The following is a 15674-nucleotide window of genomic DNA, read 5'->3' on the forward strand; positions in this document are numbered from 1 at the left end:
CGACTTTTGATGTGATTAATGCTCAAGGGCAGTACTGTGGTGGTGCTATTGCGCCGGGTGTGAATTTGTCGAGTGAAGCCCTGCATCGGGCTGCGGCGCGACTGCCCCGTATGAGCATTGGTCGGCCTATTGCTGTCATTGGGCGCAATACCAGCATTGCGATGCGCTCTGGGTTGTTTTGGGGCTATGTGGGGCTTGTCGAAGGTATTATTCGACGCATTGCCGATGAAATGGATGCGCGCCCTAAAGTGGTGGCGACGGGCGGTTTAGCGCCGCTGTTTTCTGAAGGTACAGATCTTTTTGACGTGATGGCACCAGATTTGACGCTGGATGGTCTCCGTCTGTTGGCAGACCGTAATGCGGCTGTTGAACAAGAACATTCTTCCGGTCGCACAGAAAAGTGATCGGCCATGGATACACTCTCTCATTGATGACAAAAGTAAGGATTTATGATGACGGATATGCCTGACGGTTTGTCCTTCCTGCCCATGGGTGGGACGGGCGAGATTGGCATGAATTTCAATCTCTATCGTCTCACGAAAGATGGGCGCGAACATTGGTTGGCTATTGATTGCGGTATTGGGTTTTCGGGCAATGATACGCCAGAAGCTGAAGTGCTTATGCCGGATCCATCCTTTATTGCGGAGCGTAGAAGAGATCTGCATGGGTTAGTGATTACGCATGCGCATGAAGACCACTTGGGTGCTGTGGCGCATTTGTGGCCGTATTTGCAGTGCCCAGTTTATGTGACGCCTTTTGCTGCGGCTGTATTGCGCCGTAAATTGTATGAAGCTGGTCTTTTGAACCAGGTTCCGGTCAATATTATTTTGCCTGCGTCTCGTTTTGATGTGGGACCATTTGACCTGCAATTTGTGCCGGTGACGCATTCTGTTGCTGAAGCACAGGCCATTGCGCTGCGCACGCCGCATGGTTTGATCGTGCATACGGGTGACTGGAAGCTGGATGAAAACCCGCTGGTCGGACCTAAAACGGATCTTGAGACCTTTGAACGCCTTGGCAAAGAAGGTGTTCTGGCCATGGTGGGTGACAGCACCAACGTCATGAAGGAAGGTCGTTCAGAGTCCGAAGCTGATGTCCGCATTGGTCTGACAGAACTCGTGGCTGGTTTGACTGGGCGTATTGCGGTGACGTGCTTTGCAAGTAACGTTGCCCGTGTTGAGAGCATTGCGAAGGCAGCACGTGCTTCTGGCCGCGAAGTGATGATTGTTGGTCGTTCGTTGCGTAACCTTGAAACGGCTGCGCGTGAATGTGGCTATTTCTCTGATCTGCCACCGTTCCTGACGGAGCAGGATGCTCGTGATATTGAAGATGATCGTTTGCTGATGATCATTACGGGCAGCCAAGGTGAGGCGCGTTCTGCTCTGTCGCGCATTGCTGGTGATACGCATCCCAATATTTCTTTGGGTGAGGGCGATACGGTTATTTACAGCTCCCGCGTTATTCCGGGTAATGAGCAAGCCGTGATGGGTGTGCAGGATAATCTGTCCCGTCGTGGCGTGCGTGTGCTGACGGATAAGGACGGGAAGGTGCATACCTCTGGTCATGCGACGGGCGGTGATGTGCGCGTTCTGTATGACTTGGTAAAGCCCAAATACAGCATCCCGACCCATGGTGAATGGCGTCATTTGACGGCGCATGCGGCTCTAGCGCGTGAAGCTGGGGCTGAGCCAATTTTGTTGGAAGATGGGGATATTTTGAACCTGTCTCCGGGGGCAGTTGGGGTTGTGGATACAGCGCCAACGGGACGTTTGGCGCTGGATGGTGGCCGTTTGCTGCCTATGACGGGCGGTGTTTTGGCTGCGCGTCGTAAGATGCTGTTTAATGGTATCGTTCTGGCCAGCTTCGCAGTGGATGATGAAGGTTACGTTATTGGTAACCCGAAGATCAGTGCGCCGGGTTTGCTGGAGGTTGAAGATCCAGAAACGCTGCGTATCCGTGAAGAATTTGCAGATGCGATTGACGCGATTCCGGATGAACTGCGCGAAGATGACCTGATGTTCCGTGATGCGGCGCGTACGGCATTGCGTCGGGCATTGGGGCGTAAGTTGCAGAAGCGTCCGTTGGTTGATGTCCATTTGCTGCGCGTTTAAGGGAATTTAAAAATCATGCGTTTAAGTAAAGCATTTCAGCCAACGCTGAAGGAAGTCCCGGCGGAAGCGCAAATTGCGTCACATCGTCTTATGTTGCGGGCAGGTCTGATTCGTCAGACTGCTTCGGGCATTTATGCGTGGTTGCCAGCAGGGCTGCGCGTGCTGCGCCGTATTGAAGATATCGTGCGTGAAGAGCAGGATGCGATTGGGGCGCAGGAACTGCTGATGCCGACGTTGCAATCCGCTGAATTGTGGAAGCGTTCTGGCCGTTATGATGCGTATGGCCCAGAAATGCTGCGTATTCAGGATCGTCAGGGGCGTGATCTGCTCTACGGGCCGACCAATGAAGAAATGGTCACGGATATTTTTGGCGCGGCGATCAAGTCCTACAAGGATTTGCCAAAAGCGCTGTATCATATTCAGTGGAAGTTCCGTGATGAGGTGCGCCCACGTTTTGGTGTGATGCGTGGACGTGAGTTTTTGATGAAGGACGCATATTCCTTCGACGTATCATACGAAGACGCTGTGGCCAGCTATCGCCGTATGATGCTGTCTTACTTGCGTATTTTCCAACGTCTGGGTGTGCGTGCCGTGCCAATGGTGGCGGATACGGGGCCGATTGGTGGTGATTTGAGCCATGAATTCTTGGTTCTGGCACCAACGGGCGAAAGCGGCGTGTTCTTTGATGCCGCTTTGGAAGAGCAAGATTGGCTGAGCCGTCCGGTTGATTGTGATGACCATGCGAGCTTGGGAGAGTTCTTCCAAACGGTGACGGGTCATTATGCTGCGACTGACGAAAAGCATGATGAAGCCGCTTGGGCAGAAGTGCCTGAAGCGCGCCGTCGCGAAGGGCGTGGCATTGAAGTGGGGCATATCTTCTACTTCGGCACCAAGTACACGGCGTCTATGGGCGTTGAAGTTGTAGGGCCAGATGGGGCGAAGCTTGCGCCGCATATGGGGTCTTATGGTGTTGGCGTGTCGCGTTTGATGGGGGCGATTATTGAAGCCTCTCATGATGATGGCGGGATTATCTGGCCAGATTCTGTTGCACCTTATCGTGCGGCGATCTTGAATTTGCGTCCGGGTGATGAGGCGTGTGATCGTCTTTGTGCTGAGATCTATGATCGTGAGCCAAACAACCTGATGTATGATGACCGTGATGAGCGGGCCGGTGTAAAGTTTAACGATGCAGATTTGATGGGGCATCCGTGGCAAGTCGTTGTTGGCCCGCGTGGTGCTAAGAATGGTCTGGTTGAATTGAAGCGTCGTGCTACTGGTGAGCGGGTTGAGGTCACGGTGCAAGAGGCCCTAGAGCGTATCGGAATCGCCTGATGTTTGGCCGCTTTGAGCGTATGGTTGCGGGGCGTTATTTACGCGCCCGCAAAGGTGAACGGTTTGCGTCCATTATCGCCATTTTCTCGTTAATCGGGATTGCGCTTGGAGTGGCTACGCTCATCATCGTGATGTCGGTGATGAATGGTTTTAAGTCAGATTTGATGGGGCGGATTTTGGGCCTGCATGGTGATTTGACCGTGTTTGGCTATGGCCGTTCCATTGATGATTATCCGAATGATGTTGCGGCGATTCGCCAAGTGCCGGGGGTGCGGTCTGCGATTGCGATGACCCAGGGTACGGTTTTGGTGGAAGCCGGGCGTTATTCGACGGGGGCGCAGCTTCAGGGGATTGCGCAGGATGATCTGCGGAACTGGAAAGCGTTAAGCAGCGGTGTTATTGCCGGTAGCCTTGATCGTTTTGTAGGCGATGATGCTGTTGCGATTGGGATTACACTGGCGGAGCGTGCGGGCTTAACGGTTGGTTCGCCATTGACGCTGTTATCAGCCGATGGACAAGCGACGCCATTTGGGACGATGCCACGGGCCAAAGTGTACCATGTGGCGGTCGTGTTCGATGCAAACTGGAACGACTACAACGCGAATGTTGTTCTGGCTCCGATTGGGGCGGCGCAGAAGTTTCAAATGCTGGGCAATGCGGCGTCTTTGATTCAAGTGTCTACCGATGACCCGACGCATGTGCAGCCTATTCGCCAAGCGATTGCGGCGCGTTTGGACGATCCGCGTTTGCGGGTGCTGGACTGGACGCAAAGTGCCAATGGCTTTTTGGATGCTGTGACGGTTGAGCAGAATGTGATGTTCCTCATTCTGACGCTGATTATTCTGGTTGCCGCGTTCAATGTCATTTCATCGTTGATTATGATGGTGAAGGACAAGACGCGCGACATTGCGGTGCTGCGGACATTAGGGGCTAGTCGCGGCGCGATTATGCGAATTTTTCTGATGTGTGGTGCTTTTGTTGGTGTTGCGGGGACATTCGCAGGCTCTGTGCTTGGGATTGCGTTTGCGTTGAATATTGAGCGTATTCGGCAGGCGTTGCAGTCTTTGACAGGGACGAATTTGTTTAACCCAGAAGTGTATTTTCTGGAGCGTTTGCCGGCCAAGCTTGTGTGGTCGCAGGTTATCGAAGTGATTGTTATGTCGTTGGTCTTGTCGCTGTTGGCGACGATTTATCCGGCATGGCGTGCTGCAAAAACAGACCCGATTGAGGCCTTGCGTCATGAATAATGCGGTTTTGCAGCTAAAGAATGTTGTCCGTCGTTTTCGGTCGGGTGATGAAACGTTAGAAATTTTGTCGGGTGCAGATTTTGCGCTCATGCCTGGCGAGATTGTGGCGCTGGTTGCGCCGAGCGGCACGGGGAAATCGACGCTGCTGCATTTGGCGGGGTTATTGGAAACGCCGACGGAAGGTGAAGTCTGCGTTGCAGGGCGTGTTATGGGCCGTAAAGAGGCGGCACGTACGGCGATGCGGCGTGATGAGATTGGGTTTGTCTATCAATTCCATCATCTGTTGGGTGAGTTTTCGGCCTTAGAAAATGTGATGTTGCCGCAGCTTGTTGCTGGGGTGTCTAAGGCTGATGCGAAGGCGCGGGCCGTGTCTTTGTTAGAACGATTTGGCCTGGGGCATCGTTTGCATGCGGCACCGGGGCGGATGTCTGGCGGAGAGCAGCAACGCACGGCAATTGCGCGGGCTTTGGCCAATCATCCTAAAGTTATTTTGGCAGATGAGCCGACGGGTAATCTTGATTCGGGGACGTCTGATCAGGTTTTTGCCGAACTCTTGCGTGTGGTGCGTGAGGAAGGTTCCGCGGCTTTAATTGCAACGCATAATGCGGAATTAGCGGCACGTATGGACCGTACGGTGACGTTGCGTGGCGGTAAAATTGTTTCTTATGAAGGCTAGGTCGATAGGGACGAGCTTTGGTTCGTGGGGTGGCTTCTTTTTCTGAAGAAAAAGAAGCAAAAAGACTTTTGAAAATTTGGGGCTGGTGTGGGGCGTGGACGTCAAGCCTAAGCGTTTGCATTTTTGCGGGGCTTAAAAGCCGCTCGGCCCTAGTGGATAAGAGTTTTTTTGATTCTTTTTTGCAAAAAAGAATAACCAACCCTTTACAGCAAGCACTTCATTAACGGCTGCATAGAAGCGGGTGTGCGTGCTAGAGAAGCAGCATGTCCCATGCTGATTTTGTTCATCTCCGTAATCACTCGGCTTACTCTTTAAGTCAGGGTGCTATTCGTATTCCGGACCTTGTTGGTTTGGCGGTAGAAAACGCCATGCCAGCCGTTGCGCTGACGGATAGTGGCAATCTTTTTGGGGCTTTAGAGTTCTCCCTGACGGCACAGGGCAAGAATGTGCAGCCTATTGTGGGATGTCAGCTATCGCTGCCGCCACGGAGTACGAAGCCGGGTGCGCCGTCTGAGCCTTTGGTGGTGTTGGCGCGGAATGAGGTTGGACTGGCCAATCTGCAGATTCTGTCATCGCATGGTTTTTTGAATGGTGACCCGGGGGATCCGACGGTTGCTGTTGATGTGTTGGGGCAGCATGCGGATGGGTTGTTTTTGCTAACGGGTGGTAAGCGTGGCCCGTTGAACCGCATGATTGAAGATGAGCAGAAGGTTGAGGCTGAGGCGCTTCTGCAAAAATTGGCGGCGTTTTTTCCGGATAATATCGCAGTTGAATTGAACCGGTATGGCGAACCGGGTGAGGCGGCGATTGAAGATGTTCTTGTGGCAATGGCGGACCGGCATAATGTGCCGCTTGTTGCGACGAATGAGTGTTTCTTTCCTAACCCGAAGATGCATGAAGCCCATGATGCGCTGATTTGTATTGCGCAGGGTCGGACGATGGCGGAGACGGATCGGTGGCATGTCTCGCCCGAAGCGTGGTTTAAAACGCCGGCTCAGATGCGGGCGTTGTTTCACGATTTGCCTGAAGCCTGCGACAATACGCTGATCATTGCGCAGAAATGCGCCATTGCGGCAACGACGCGTAAGCCTTTGCTTCCAGTGTGCTCGAAAGTTCGTGAGGGGACCACGGAAGAAGAAACCTTGGGTGCTATGGCACGCGAAGGGTTGGACGCACGCTTCGAGGCGATGACTCTTAGCGATGAAGAAAAGCAGACATATCGGGATCGTTTGCAAGTTGAACTCGATATTATCGCAGGGATGGGTTTCCCGGGTTATTTCTTGATCGTTGCGGACTTCATTCAGTGGGCGAAAGCGCATGATATTCCTGTGGGGCCTGGGCGTGGTTCGGGTGCAGGGTCATTGGTGGCGTATGCGCTGACGATTACGGATATTGATCCGCTGCCATTTGGGTTGCTGTTTGAGCGGTTTTTGAATCCTGAACGTGTATCAATGCCTGACTTTGATATCGATTTTTGTCAGGATCGGCGTGACGAAGTCATCCGGTATGTGCGCGAGGAATATGGCGGAAGCCGTGTGGCGCAGATTATTACGTTCGGAAAGCTGCAAGCAAAAGCGGCGGTGCGGGATGTCGGGCGTGTGCTGGGCTTGCCGTATGGGATGGTGAACCGCGTTGCGGAACTGATTCCTAATAACCCGGCTAAGCCTGTGACCTTGGCGCAGGCTATTGAGGGCGAAACGCGCTTACAGGAAATGCGTGATAGTGATGAAGCGCTACGCCGTTTGTTGGAGATCGCGCAGCAGCTTGAAGGATTGTATCGTCACGCATCAACGCATGCTGCGGGCGTGGTGATTGGTGATCGTGAACTAGTCGAACTCGTACCGTTGTACCGAGACCCGAAGAGCGACATGCTGGTGACGCAGTTCAACATGAAGTTTGTTGAGCAGGCAGGGTTGGTGAAGTTCGACTTCTTGGGTTTGACTACGCTAACGATTCTAAAAAGGGGTGTAGACTTCCTTAAAGAACAAGGGGTTACGGTTGATCTTTCACGTATTCCTTTGGATGATAAAAAGACCTTTGAGATGCTCGCACGCGGTGATGCGGCGGGTGTATTCCAATTTGAAGGCGCGGGCATGCGTGACATGCTCAAACAGATGGCTGCCAGCCGTTTGGAAGATTTGATTGCGGGTGTGTCGCTCTATCGACCGGGGCCGATGGCGAATATTCCGGATTATTGCCGTCGTAAACATGGGGAGGCATGGGAGCCGCCGCATGAAGAGATCCGCGATATCTTGTCTGAGACCTATGGTATTATGGTCTATCAGGAACAGGTGATGCAGATTGCGCAGCGCATGGCTGGGTATAGCCTCGGCGGTGCGGATTTGCTGCGTCGTGCGATGGGTAAGAAAATTGCTTCTGAGATGGAGAAGCAGCGAGCGATCTTTACGGAAGGTGCGACGAAGCGGGGTATTACACCAGAGAAAGCGACGGAGGTTTTCGACCTCATGGCGCGCTTTGCGGATTATGGTTTTAACAAATCCCATGCGGCGGCTTATGCCTTAGTTTCGTACCAGACCGCGTGGATGAAGGCGAACCACCCGGTGGCGTTCCTGGCTGGTTGTATGTCTCTGGCGCGTGAAAAAACGGAAAAATTGGCGGCTTTGTGCCAAGAGGCACGCCGCATGAAAATCAAAGTTTTGCCGGTTGATATCAACCGCTCTTTGGCTGATTTTTCGATTGAGACTTTAGAGGACGGGACGCAGGGTATTCGTTATGCGCTCTCTGCGGTGAAGCGTGTTGGCGCTGCGGCGATGGATGCTCTGGTGGCGTCACGCGGGGATAAGCCATTTATTGATATGACGGATTTTGCAGAGCGTGCAGATCCGGCGAGTATCAATAAAATACAATTAGAAAGTCTTGCAAAAGCAGGGGCTTTTGACAGTATCCTGAAAGAAAGACATACGGTTTTTGCGAGTGCGGAAACCATTTTGCGCCGGGCTCAAGCGAAAGCGCAGGAACAGAAAATGGGTCAAGCGGGCCTCTTTGGGGGGGCTGGTCAGGACCGTGAAATTCTTAAGTTAAAAGAGGGGCAAGCATGGCCTGATTTTGAGCGCTTGTCCTTGGAAGCGGCAGCGGTGGGCTTCCATATGAGTGCGCATCCGCTGGATGCGTATCGTACGGTGTTGCGTCGCTTAGGCGTTACGCCCGCGAGTGGCCTAGAGGCCGCGGCTAAAACGGGTAGCACGCGTGTGAAAATAGCCGGATGTGTGATTGATAAAAAGGAGCGCCCAACCCGGACAGGGAAGAAAATGGCGTGGGTCAATTTATCGGACAGCACGGGGACATGTGAGGCAACGCTATTTTCTGAGACGTTGGTCTCGTGCCGAGAGCTTCTCGTGGCAGGGCAGGCTGTGCTGGTGAATGCAGAGTTGAAGCTGGATGGCGATGCGCTGAGAATTACGGCTCAGAGTGTTGTTGATCTGGAGCAGGCGGCGGCTGAAGAGCGTGGGGAAATTCGGGTATGGCTGCAAGAGCCTAAGACCTTGCCGGCTTTGTCTGCCATGCTGGATGACATGCGGGGGGGGCGCGGCCGTATTACGCTTTTGCCGTCTTTGGCGGAAACGAGGGATGTCGAAATCGCGTTGCCGGGGACGTATAAAGTGACGCCTCGTTTGGCGGAGCGTCTGCGGACGATACGTGGGGTTGAGCGCGCAGAGCAGGTTTGATGGCAATCCGATGAAGACTGCCGAATCATGCTTGCAAAAGCGCGGCATTTCAGCCATACCGCAGGCGTCCGCGTACCTTGGTTTTGATCAAGGCGGTGGGCAATTCGCACGCATGGCTGGGGCGTTTACCCAAACGTTCTTCTGGTGTTCCTGAGGGGACCACGCCGTGCGGAGGCTAAACCAGAGGCAAGGAATTCGATTCATGGCAGCGCCTGAATTCACCATGCGTCAGCTGCTCGAAGCTGGCGTTCACTTCGGTCACCACACACGTCGCTGGAACCCAGCGATGGCTCCATACCTGTTCGGTGTCCGTAACCAAGTTCACATCATTGATCTGCAGCAGACAGTTCCTCTGCTCGATCGTGCACTGAAGCAAGTTCGTGATACCGTTGCAAACGGTGGCCGCGTTCTGTTCGTTGGTACGAAGCGCGCTGCTGCTGAGCACGTTGCTGAAGCTGCAACGCGTTGCGGTCAGTACTACGTCAACCACCGTTGGCTCGGCGGTATGCTGACGAACTGGAAGACCATCACGGGTTCCATCAAGCGTCTGCGTCAAATCGACGAAATGCTGAGCGGTGACACGGCTGGTCTGACGAAGAAAGAAGTGCTCGACATCACGCGTGATCGTGAAAAGCTTGAGCGTTCGCTGGGCGGCATCAAGGAGATGGGTGGTCTTCCAGACCTGATCTTCGTGATCGACACGAACAAGGAAAAGCTGGCCGTTGAAGAAGCTAACAAGCTGGGTATCCCGGTTATTGGCGTTCTGGACAGCAACTCCAACCCGGCTGGCGTAACGTTCCCGGTACCGGGCAACGATGACGCTATCCGTGCAATCACCCTGTATTGTGATCTGGTGTCTGCTGCAGTTCTGGACGGTATTTCCGCTGAGCTGGCTGCTTCCGGTCATGACATTGGTGCAGAAGAAGAACTGCCAGCTGAAACAGTTGTCGCTGAGACGGCTGCTGAAGGCGAGCAGGCTTCCGCGAACTGAAACGGTGTGTCGACTCTGCAAAGAGACGATAGCTGAACCAGTCATGCGGCCGGGCGAGTGCGTCCGGCCGCATTAATTTTTTGAGGGATGAGAGATATGGCAGAGATCACAGCAGCCCTAGTCCGCGAACTGCGCGAAAAGACCGGCGCAGGCATGATGGATTGCAAAAAGGCTCTTAAAGAAGCCGCTGGTGACATGGAAGCCGCTGTTGACTGGCTTCGTAAGAAGGGCCTCTCTCAGGCTGCTAAGAAGTCTGGCCGTACGGCAGCTGAAGGCCTGGTAGGCGTTGCGTCTGAAAAGAACCGCGCTGCTATGGTTGAAGTGAACGCTGAGACGGACTTTGTCGGCCGTAACGAAGCGTTCCAACTGCTGGTTGAGCAGGTTGCACACGTAGCGCTGAAGGTTGGTGACGACCTCGAAGCGATCAAGGCGGCTACGGTTCCTTCAGGCCGTACGGTTGCTGACGAACTGACACATCTGATCGCAACGATCGGTGAAAACATGTCACTGCGTCGCGCTAAGGTTCTGGCGGTTTCTAGCGGTGTTGTTGCAAGCTATGTTCATGGTGCGCTGCGCCCGGGCATCGGCAAGATCGGTGTGCTGGCTGCTCTGGAAGCGGAATCTGAAAACGACGCTCTGCTGACGCTGGGCCGTCAAATCGGTATGCATGCTGCTGCAACGCGTCCGGCTGCTCTGGATGTTTCCAGCGTTGATGCTGACGCTCTTGAGCGTGAGCGCGCTGTTCTTGTTGAGCAAGCTCGTGCATCTGGTAAGCCAGAAGCAATCATCGACAAAATGGTTGATGGCCGTATCCGCAAGTTCTACGAAGAAGTTGTTCTTCTGGAGCAAGTTTGGGTGCATGACGGTGAAAGCCGCGTTGCTAAGGTTGTTGAAAAGGCTGGCGCTAAGCTGGTTGCTTTCGAGCGCTTCCACCTTGGTGAAGGCATCGAAAAGGAAGAAAGCGACTTTGCTGCTGAAGTGGCTGCTGCTGCTGGCAACTAAAGGCGTATTGTGTCTGCCCGATTATGATGTATCGGGCAGAACGAAGGCTTATTCTTCGTGTATGCTGAAAACTCCCACATGGTATTCATGTGGGAGTTTTTTTATGGAGTGACGGCGTGTGAAGGAATGGCAGGAAGCGGGTTTGGTGCTCTCTGTATGTCCTTATGGGGAGGGGAGCATTTTGGTTCATCTCTTCACGGAAGAACACGGCGTGGTGCACGGCATTGTGCGTGGTGGTGGGGCACGGCGGAATGCGGCAACGTGGCAGGTTGGTAATCTGGTCATGGTGCAGTGGAAGGCGCGATTAACAGGGCAGTTGGGTTCTGTGGCCGGTGAGTTGGTGCAGAGTGTTGCGGCGCGCTGTTTGGATTATCCGGTGGCGCTTTCCATGTTAAGCAGTGCGTGTGCTGTTGCGGATGGTGCATTGCCGCAGGATGAGGCGCATCCTGAAGTGTTTATGCGTTTGGTACGTTTATTGACGTTGATTGGTGTTGCGCCTGAACCGCCACCAATGGCGGCGTATTTGCGGTGGGAAGCGTGTCTCTTATCCGCTTTGGGCTACGGCTTGGATTTGCGGGTTTGTGCGGTGACGGGTACGCGTGAGGGGTTGGAGTATGTTTCTCCGAAAACTGGGCGTGCTGTCTCGGTTGAGGGGGCGGGTGAATGGCGTGATCGTTTATTGCCGTTGCCGTCGTTATTTTTGGATGAAGATCTCGAAGGTGCGCGTGATGAATGGTGCGCTGGGATTGATCTGACAGGGTATTTTTTAGAGCGCTGGGTGTTTGGGGTGCGGCATAAGGGGATGCCGTTAGCGCGGGGGTATTTGAGGGAACGTTTATCGGTTCCGCTCGGTAGTACTGAAGATGATGCGGAATGAGATGGCCGTATTCATAGCTAGAATGTGTTATTGGGCAGTATGAAGCGGCAGAAAAAAGTGGATGTTTTCTTTTTTCTGCGCAGGCAGGTTAATAAACTACGTTAAGGCGTTTTGAGAGCGCTGGACAGATGGGCGGTGCAGTGTCTAAGTCCTGCGTAAACGAAGGAGTGGGCATGGGCACGGATCTGGCTGGTCATATTGAAGATACGCGTTTCGCTGAGGCTTTGAGCGAGCGTTATATTGCGTATGCCATGTCCACTATCATGTCTCGATCGCTGCCGGATGTGCGCGATGGGTTGAAGCCGGTACATCGGCGCTTGTTGTATGCTATGCAGCAATTGAAGCTTGACCCATCTTCGGGTTTTAAGAAATGCGCCCGTGTTGTTGGTGACGTGATCGGTAAGTTTCACCCGCATGGTGATGCTTCGGTTTATGACGCATTGGTGCGCCTCGCGCAGGATTTCGCGGTGCGTTATCCGTTGGTAGAGGGGCAAGGCAATTTTGGTTCCGTCGACGGTGATGGTGCGGCGGCCATGCGTTATACGGAAAGCCGCCTGACGGAAGTTGCGTGGACGTTGCTGGATGGGTTGGCCGATGATGCCGTGGACTTCCGCGCGACGTATGACAACGAAGATCATGAGCCGGTTGTGCTCTCCGGTACGTTCCCGAATTTGCTGGCCAATGGTGCTGCGGGTATTGCCGTAGGGATGGCGACGAGTATTCCGCCCCATAATGCTGCGGAAGTCTGCCGTGCTGCGAAGCTTTTGATTGAGAAGCCTGATGCTGAGGTGGCCGAACTGGTTGGGCTGATGCCGGGGCCGGACTTTCCGACGGGTGGTATTCTGGTAGAAGATCAGGATGCGATTATCCGGGCGTATGAGACGGGCCGTGGTAGTTTTCGTACGCGTGCGCGCTGGGCTGTGGAGCAAGGGCGCTTTGGTACGTGGACGATTGTGGTTACGGAAATTCCGTATCAGGTGCAGAAATCACGTCTTATTGAGCAAATCGCACAGCAGATGGATGAGAAGAAGCTGCCATTGCTGGGTGATGTGCGCGATGAAAGTACGACGGATATTCGGCTGGTTTTAGAGCCGAAGAATAAGACGGTTGATCCTGATCTTCTGATGGAGACGCTGTTTCGCAATACGGCGTTAGAAAACCGTTTTAGCCTGAATATGAATGTGTTGGGTGGAGATCGGGTGCCGGGGGTTTTGTCCCTCAAGCAGGTTTTGCGGGCATGGTTGGACCATGTGCATGAGGTTTTGGTCCGGCGTTCTAATCATCGCTTGGCGGCAGTTTTGCGCCGCTTGGAGATTTTGGAAGGGTTCCTTGCGGTTTATTTGAATCTGGATGAGGTGATCCGGATTATCCGTGAGGAAGATCATCCTAAGGCTGCGTTGATGGAGACGTTTAGTCTGAGCGATATTCAGGCTGAATCTGTTTTGAATATGCGTTTGCGGTCTCTGCGACGTTTGGAAGAAATGGAGATCCGCAAGGAGCGGGACAAGCTTGATGATGAGCGGCGCTCACTGGAAACATTGCTGGGATCAGAAAAACGTCGTTGGACGCGTATTGGCCGTGATCTGGACGCAACGATTAAGAAGTTTGGTGCGGGGGCCTTAGGAGATCGGCGTACGACGATTTCTGAGCCGCCGAAAGCGATTGATTTGTCGGTTGCGTTTGAGGTGGATCGTGAGCCGTTGACCGTGCTTCTGTCTCGTGAGGGATGGATACGGGCGATGAAGGGCCATAATCTTGATCCGGCGGGGCATCGCTTTAAGGAAGGTGATGATGCTGGTGTCAGTGTGGAATGTCAGAGTACGGAGCGGCTGTGCCTGATTGCCTCTGGCGGTAAGGCCTTTACGCTGAAAGCGGCGGATTTGCCGCGTGGGCGCGGGTTTGGTCAGCCCGTGCGGACGCTTTTGGACATTCCGCAAGAAGATCGCATTATTGCGATGTTTGCGGTGCGTGACGATGGCAAGCGTTTGATTGCGTCCGCGCATGGGCGCGGCATGATCGTGGCCGATAGCACGATGGTGGCCGAGAAACGAACGGGCAAACAGGTCTTTAACATTAAGCCCGGTGAGGCTGTCTTTGCGTGTATGGAAGCTGTTGGCACGCATGTTTTGACGTTGGGTGAAAACAAGCGTGCGCTGATTTTCCCGATGGAGCAGCTACCGGAAATGAGCCGTGGTGCTGGTGTTGCGCTTCAGAAATTGGGTGAATTTACGCTTCGCGATATTCGGACGTTCACCATGGCTGATGGGCTGGTTTGGCAAGAGGGGCAGCGTGCGCGGAGTGCATCTGATCTCTCCGTATGGGAAGCGCGGCGTGGTGCGCTGGGTAAGGCGGCTGCGCAGTGGATGCTGCGGAAGGGGTGATTGGGGCCATCGTATTTGACGGTGCGTGATGTGAGCGGGGGTGCGAGCGTGAAGCGTTTGCTGAGCCGTATGGAATGATCACTGTGAGCGAGGAAAAAGCATGGATACGATTAGTCTACTCGCTCTGCTTTTAACGTGCGCAGCCGGTTTGAGCATTTTTAATTATCACACCGTTCGTCTTCCCATGACGATTGGGGTGCTTGTTTTTTCATTATTGGCCTCTGTGTTTATGATGGCCCTGAATGTGCTGTTCCCCTCTTATGATTTTCAGGCCCTGCCACGATCTGTTCTCGGAGCCATAAATCTTCCAGTGGCATTGCTGAATGGCGTTTTGTCGTTGCTGCTGTTTGCTGGGGCTATGCAGGTTGATGTTGGGCATTTGCGGGCAAAATGCGCTTCAGTGGCGGCGCTTTCTGTTTTAGGGACGGGGTTGGCTGTAGCTTTTCTGGCTATTGTGGCGTGGTATGTTTTCTCTTTGTTAGGCCACGACATTCCTTTTTCTTGGTGCGTTGTGTTGGGAGCTATTTTGGCACCGACAGACCCGGTATCCGTCGTTGGCATGTTGAAACGTTTGGGGCTGCCAGGGCCAATACAGGCTGTGTTTGCTGGTGAGAGTTTGTTTAATGATGGTGTGGGCGTTGTTATCTTCGGTGTGATGATTGGGGTGGCAACGGGAAATAGTCATGGGGTGATGTTCTCGGAGATTGCTTGGAGTTTTTGTCGAGAAGCGCTCGGTGGCGGTGTTGTGGGAGCATTGACGGGCTGGGTCGCTCTTCATGTGCTGAAGAAGCAACGAGATGCATATATTGACCTGTTGACATCGCTCGCTTTAGCGACGGGAACGTTCAGTATTGCCAATCAGTGTGGCATGTCTGGCGCTATTGCCGTTGTTGTTGCTGGGCTGTGTTTTGGGAGTAGTGGCAGTCAGTCTGTTTTTGATGATACGTCGCGCAAGGAGCTTGATGTTGCTTGGGCATTGATTGACGAGATATTGAATGTTCTCTTGTTCATGATTATGGGCTTTGAGATCCTCGACATTACGCCGTGCTTCTTTGCGATATTGGCTACTCTTTTTATAATCCCGCTCTCAATTGTTGTGCGCGCATTGAGTGTATTTTTTTCGACTTTGCCTGTTCATTTGCGGCAATGGGAACGGGGGCGTGTGTTGAGTATCCTGACTTGGGGTGGGTTACGGGGTGGGATCTCTGTCTCTCTTGCTCTTGGCTTGCCGTCTGGAGATTTGCGCGACCTGCTCTTGCCTATTTCTTATGGTGTGGTGGTGTTCACCATTATTGTGCAGGGATTAACCATGGAGCGTGTTGCTCGGGTATTTTATTCAGCATAAATTTTATGTATAGATAATTTTTATTA

At 53.4% G+C, this 15674-nt stretch carries 11 protein-coding genes; all 11 read left to right on the plus strand.

The genetic code is table 11. The features are described 5' to 3' along the window. Window positions 1–404: type III pantothenate kinase (locus NTH01S_RS05460; protein ID WP_157070875.1), on the plus strand; the 404-nt coding region annotated here is incomplete at its 5' end. A 48-nt stretch (window positions 405–452) separates the two neighbouring features. After that, window positions 453–2111, plus strand: a complete 1659-nt coding sequence (locus tag NTH01S_RS05465) for a ribonuclease J (protein ID WP_068170903.1) — start codon at window positions 453–455, stop codon at window positions 2109–2111. A gap of 15 nt (window positions 2112–2126) precedes the next feature. After that, the gene (gene proS / locus NTH01S_RS05470) at window positions 2127–3443 is read left to right on the plus strand and encodes a proline--tRNA ligase (RefSeq protein ID WP_068170708.1); all 1317 of its coding nucleotides are present in this window, start codon (window positions 2127–2129) and stop codon (window positions 3441–3443) included. Beyond that, window positions 3443–4690: a lipoprotein-releasing ABC transporter permease subunit gene (locus NTH01S_RS05475; RefSeq protein ID WP_068170713.1), complete on the plus strand. Its 1248-nt coding sequence runs from the start codon at window positions 3443–3445 to the stop codon at window positions 4688–4690. The genes proS and NTH01S_RS05475 overlap by 1 nt, the downstream gene beginning before the upstream one ends. Beyond that, window positions 4683–5366, plus strand: coding sequence for an ABC transporter ATP-binding protein (locus NTH01S_RS05480; RefSeq protein WP_068170715.1), 684 nt, complete (start codon window positions 4683–4685; stop codon window positions 5364–5366). Before NTH01S_RS05475 ends, NTH01S_RS05480 begins: the two co-directional genes overlap by 8 nt. Window positions 5367–5629: 263 nt before the next feature. Beyond that, window positions 5630–9052 (plus strand): DNA polymerase III subunit alpha, encoded by a 3423-nt coding sequence (dnaE, locus tag NTH01S_RS05490; RefSeq protein WP_068170719.1) that lies wholly within the window; start codon window positions 5630–5632, stop codon window positions 9050–9052. Window positions 9053–9254: 202 nt separating this feature from the next. Continuing rightward, window positions 9255–10043 carry a 30S ribosomal protein S2 gene (gene rpsB, locus NTH01S_RS05495; RefSeq protein WP_068170722.1) on the plus strand — a complete coding sequence of 263 codons (789 nt, stop codon included), beginning with the start codon at window positions 9255–9257 and terminating at the stop codon, window positions 10041–10043. Window positions 10044–10139: 96 nt separating this feature from the next. Beyond that, window positions 10140–11045 carry a translation elongation factor Ts gene (gene tsf / locus NTH01S_RS05500; RefSeq protein ID WP_068170724.1) on the plus strand — a complete coding sequence of 302 codons (906 nt, stop codon included), beginning with the start codon at window positions 10140–10142 and terminating at the stop codon, window positions 11043–11045. Between the two features lie 118 nt (window positions 11046–11163). Beyond that, complete coding sequence (gene recO / locus NTH01S_RS05505; protein ID WP_068170725.1) at window positions 11164–11922, plus strand: DNA repair protein RecO; 759 nt, start codon at window positions 11164–11166, stop codon at window positions 11920–11922. 173 nt (window positions 11923–12095) lie between these two features. Beyond that, window positions 12096–14303 (plus strand): DNA topoisomerase IV subunit A, encoded by a 2208-nt coding sequence (parC, locus tag NTH01S_RS05510; protein WP_068170728.1) that lies wholly within the window; start codon window positions 12096–12098, stop codon window positions 14301–14303. Between the two features lie 100 nt (window positions 14304–14403). Beyond that, window positions 14404–15648 (plus strand): cation:proton antiporter, encoded by a 1245-nt coding sequence (locus tag NTH01S_RS05515; protein ID WP_068170731.1) that lies wholly within the window; start codon window positions 14404–14406, stop codon window positions 15646–15648. Window positions 15649–15674 lie beyond the last annotated feature (26 nt).

Source organism: Neokomagataea thailandica NBRC 106555 (assembly GCF_001598495.1).
In the GTDB taxonomy this organism is placed as follows: domain Bacteria; phylum Pseudomonadota; class Alphaproteobacteria; order Acetobacterales; family Acetobacteraceae; genus Gluconobacter; species Gluconobacter thailandicus_A.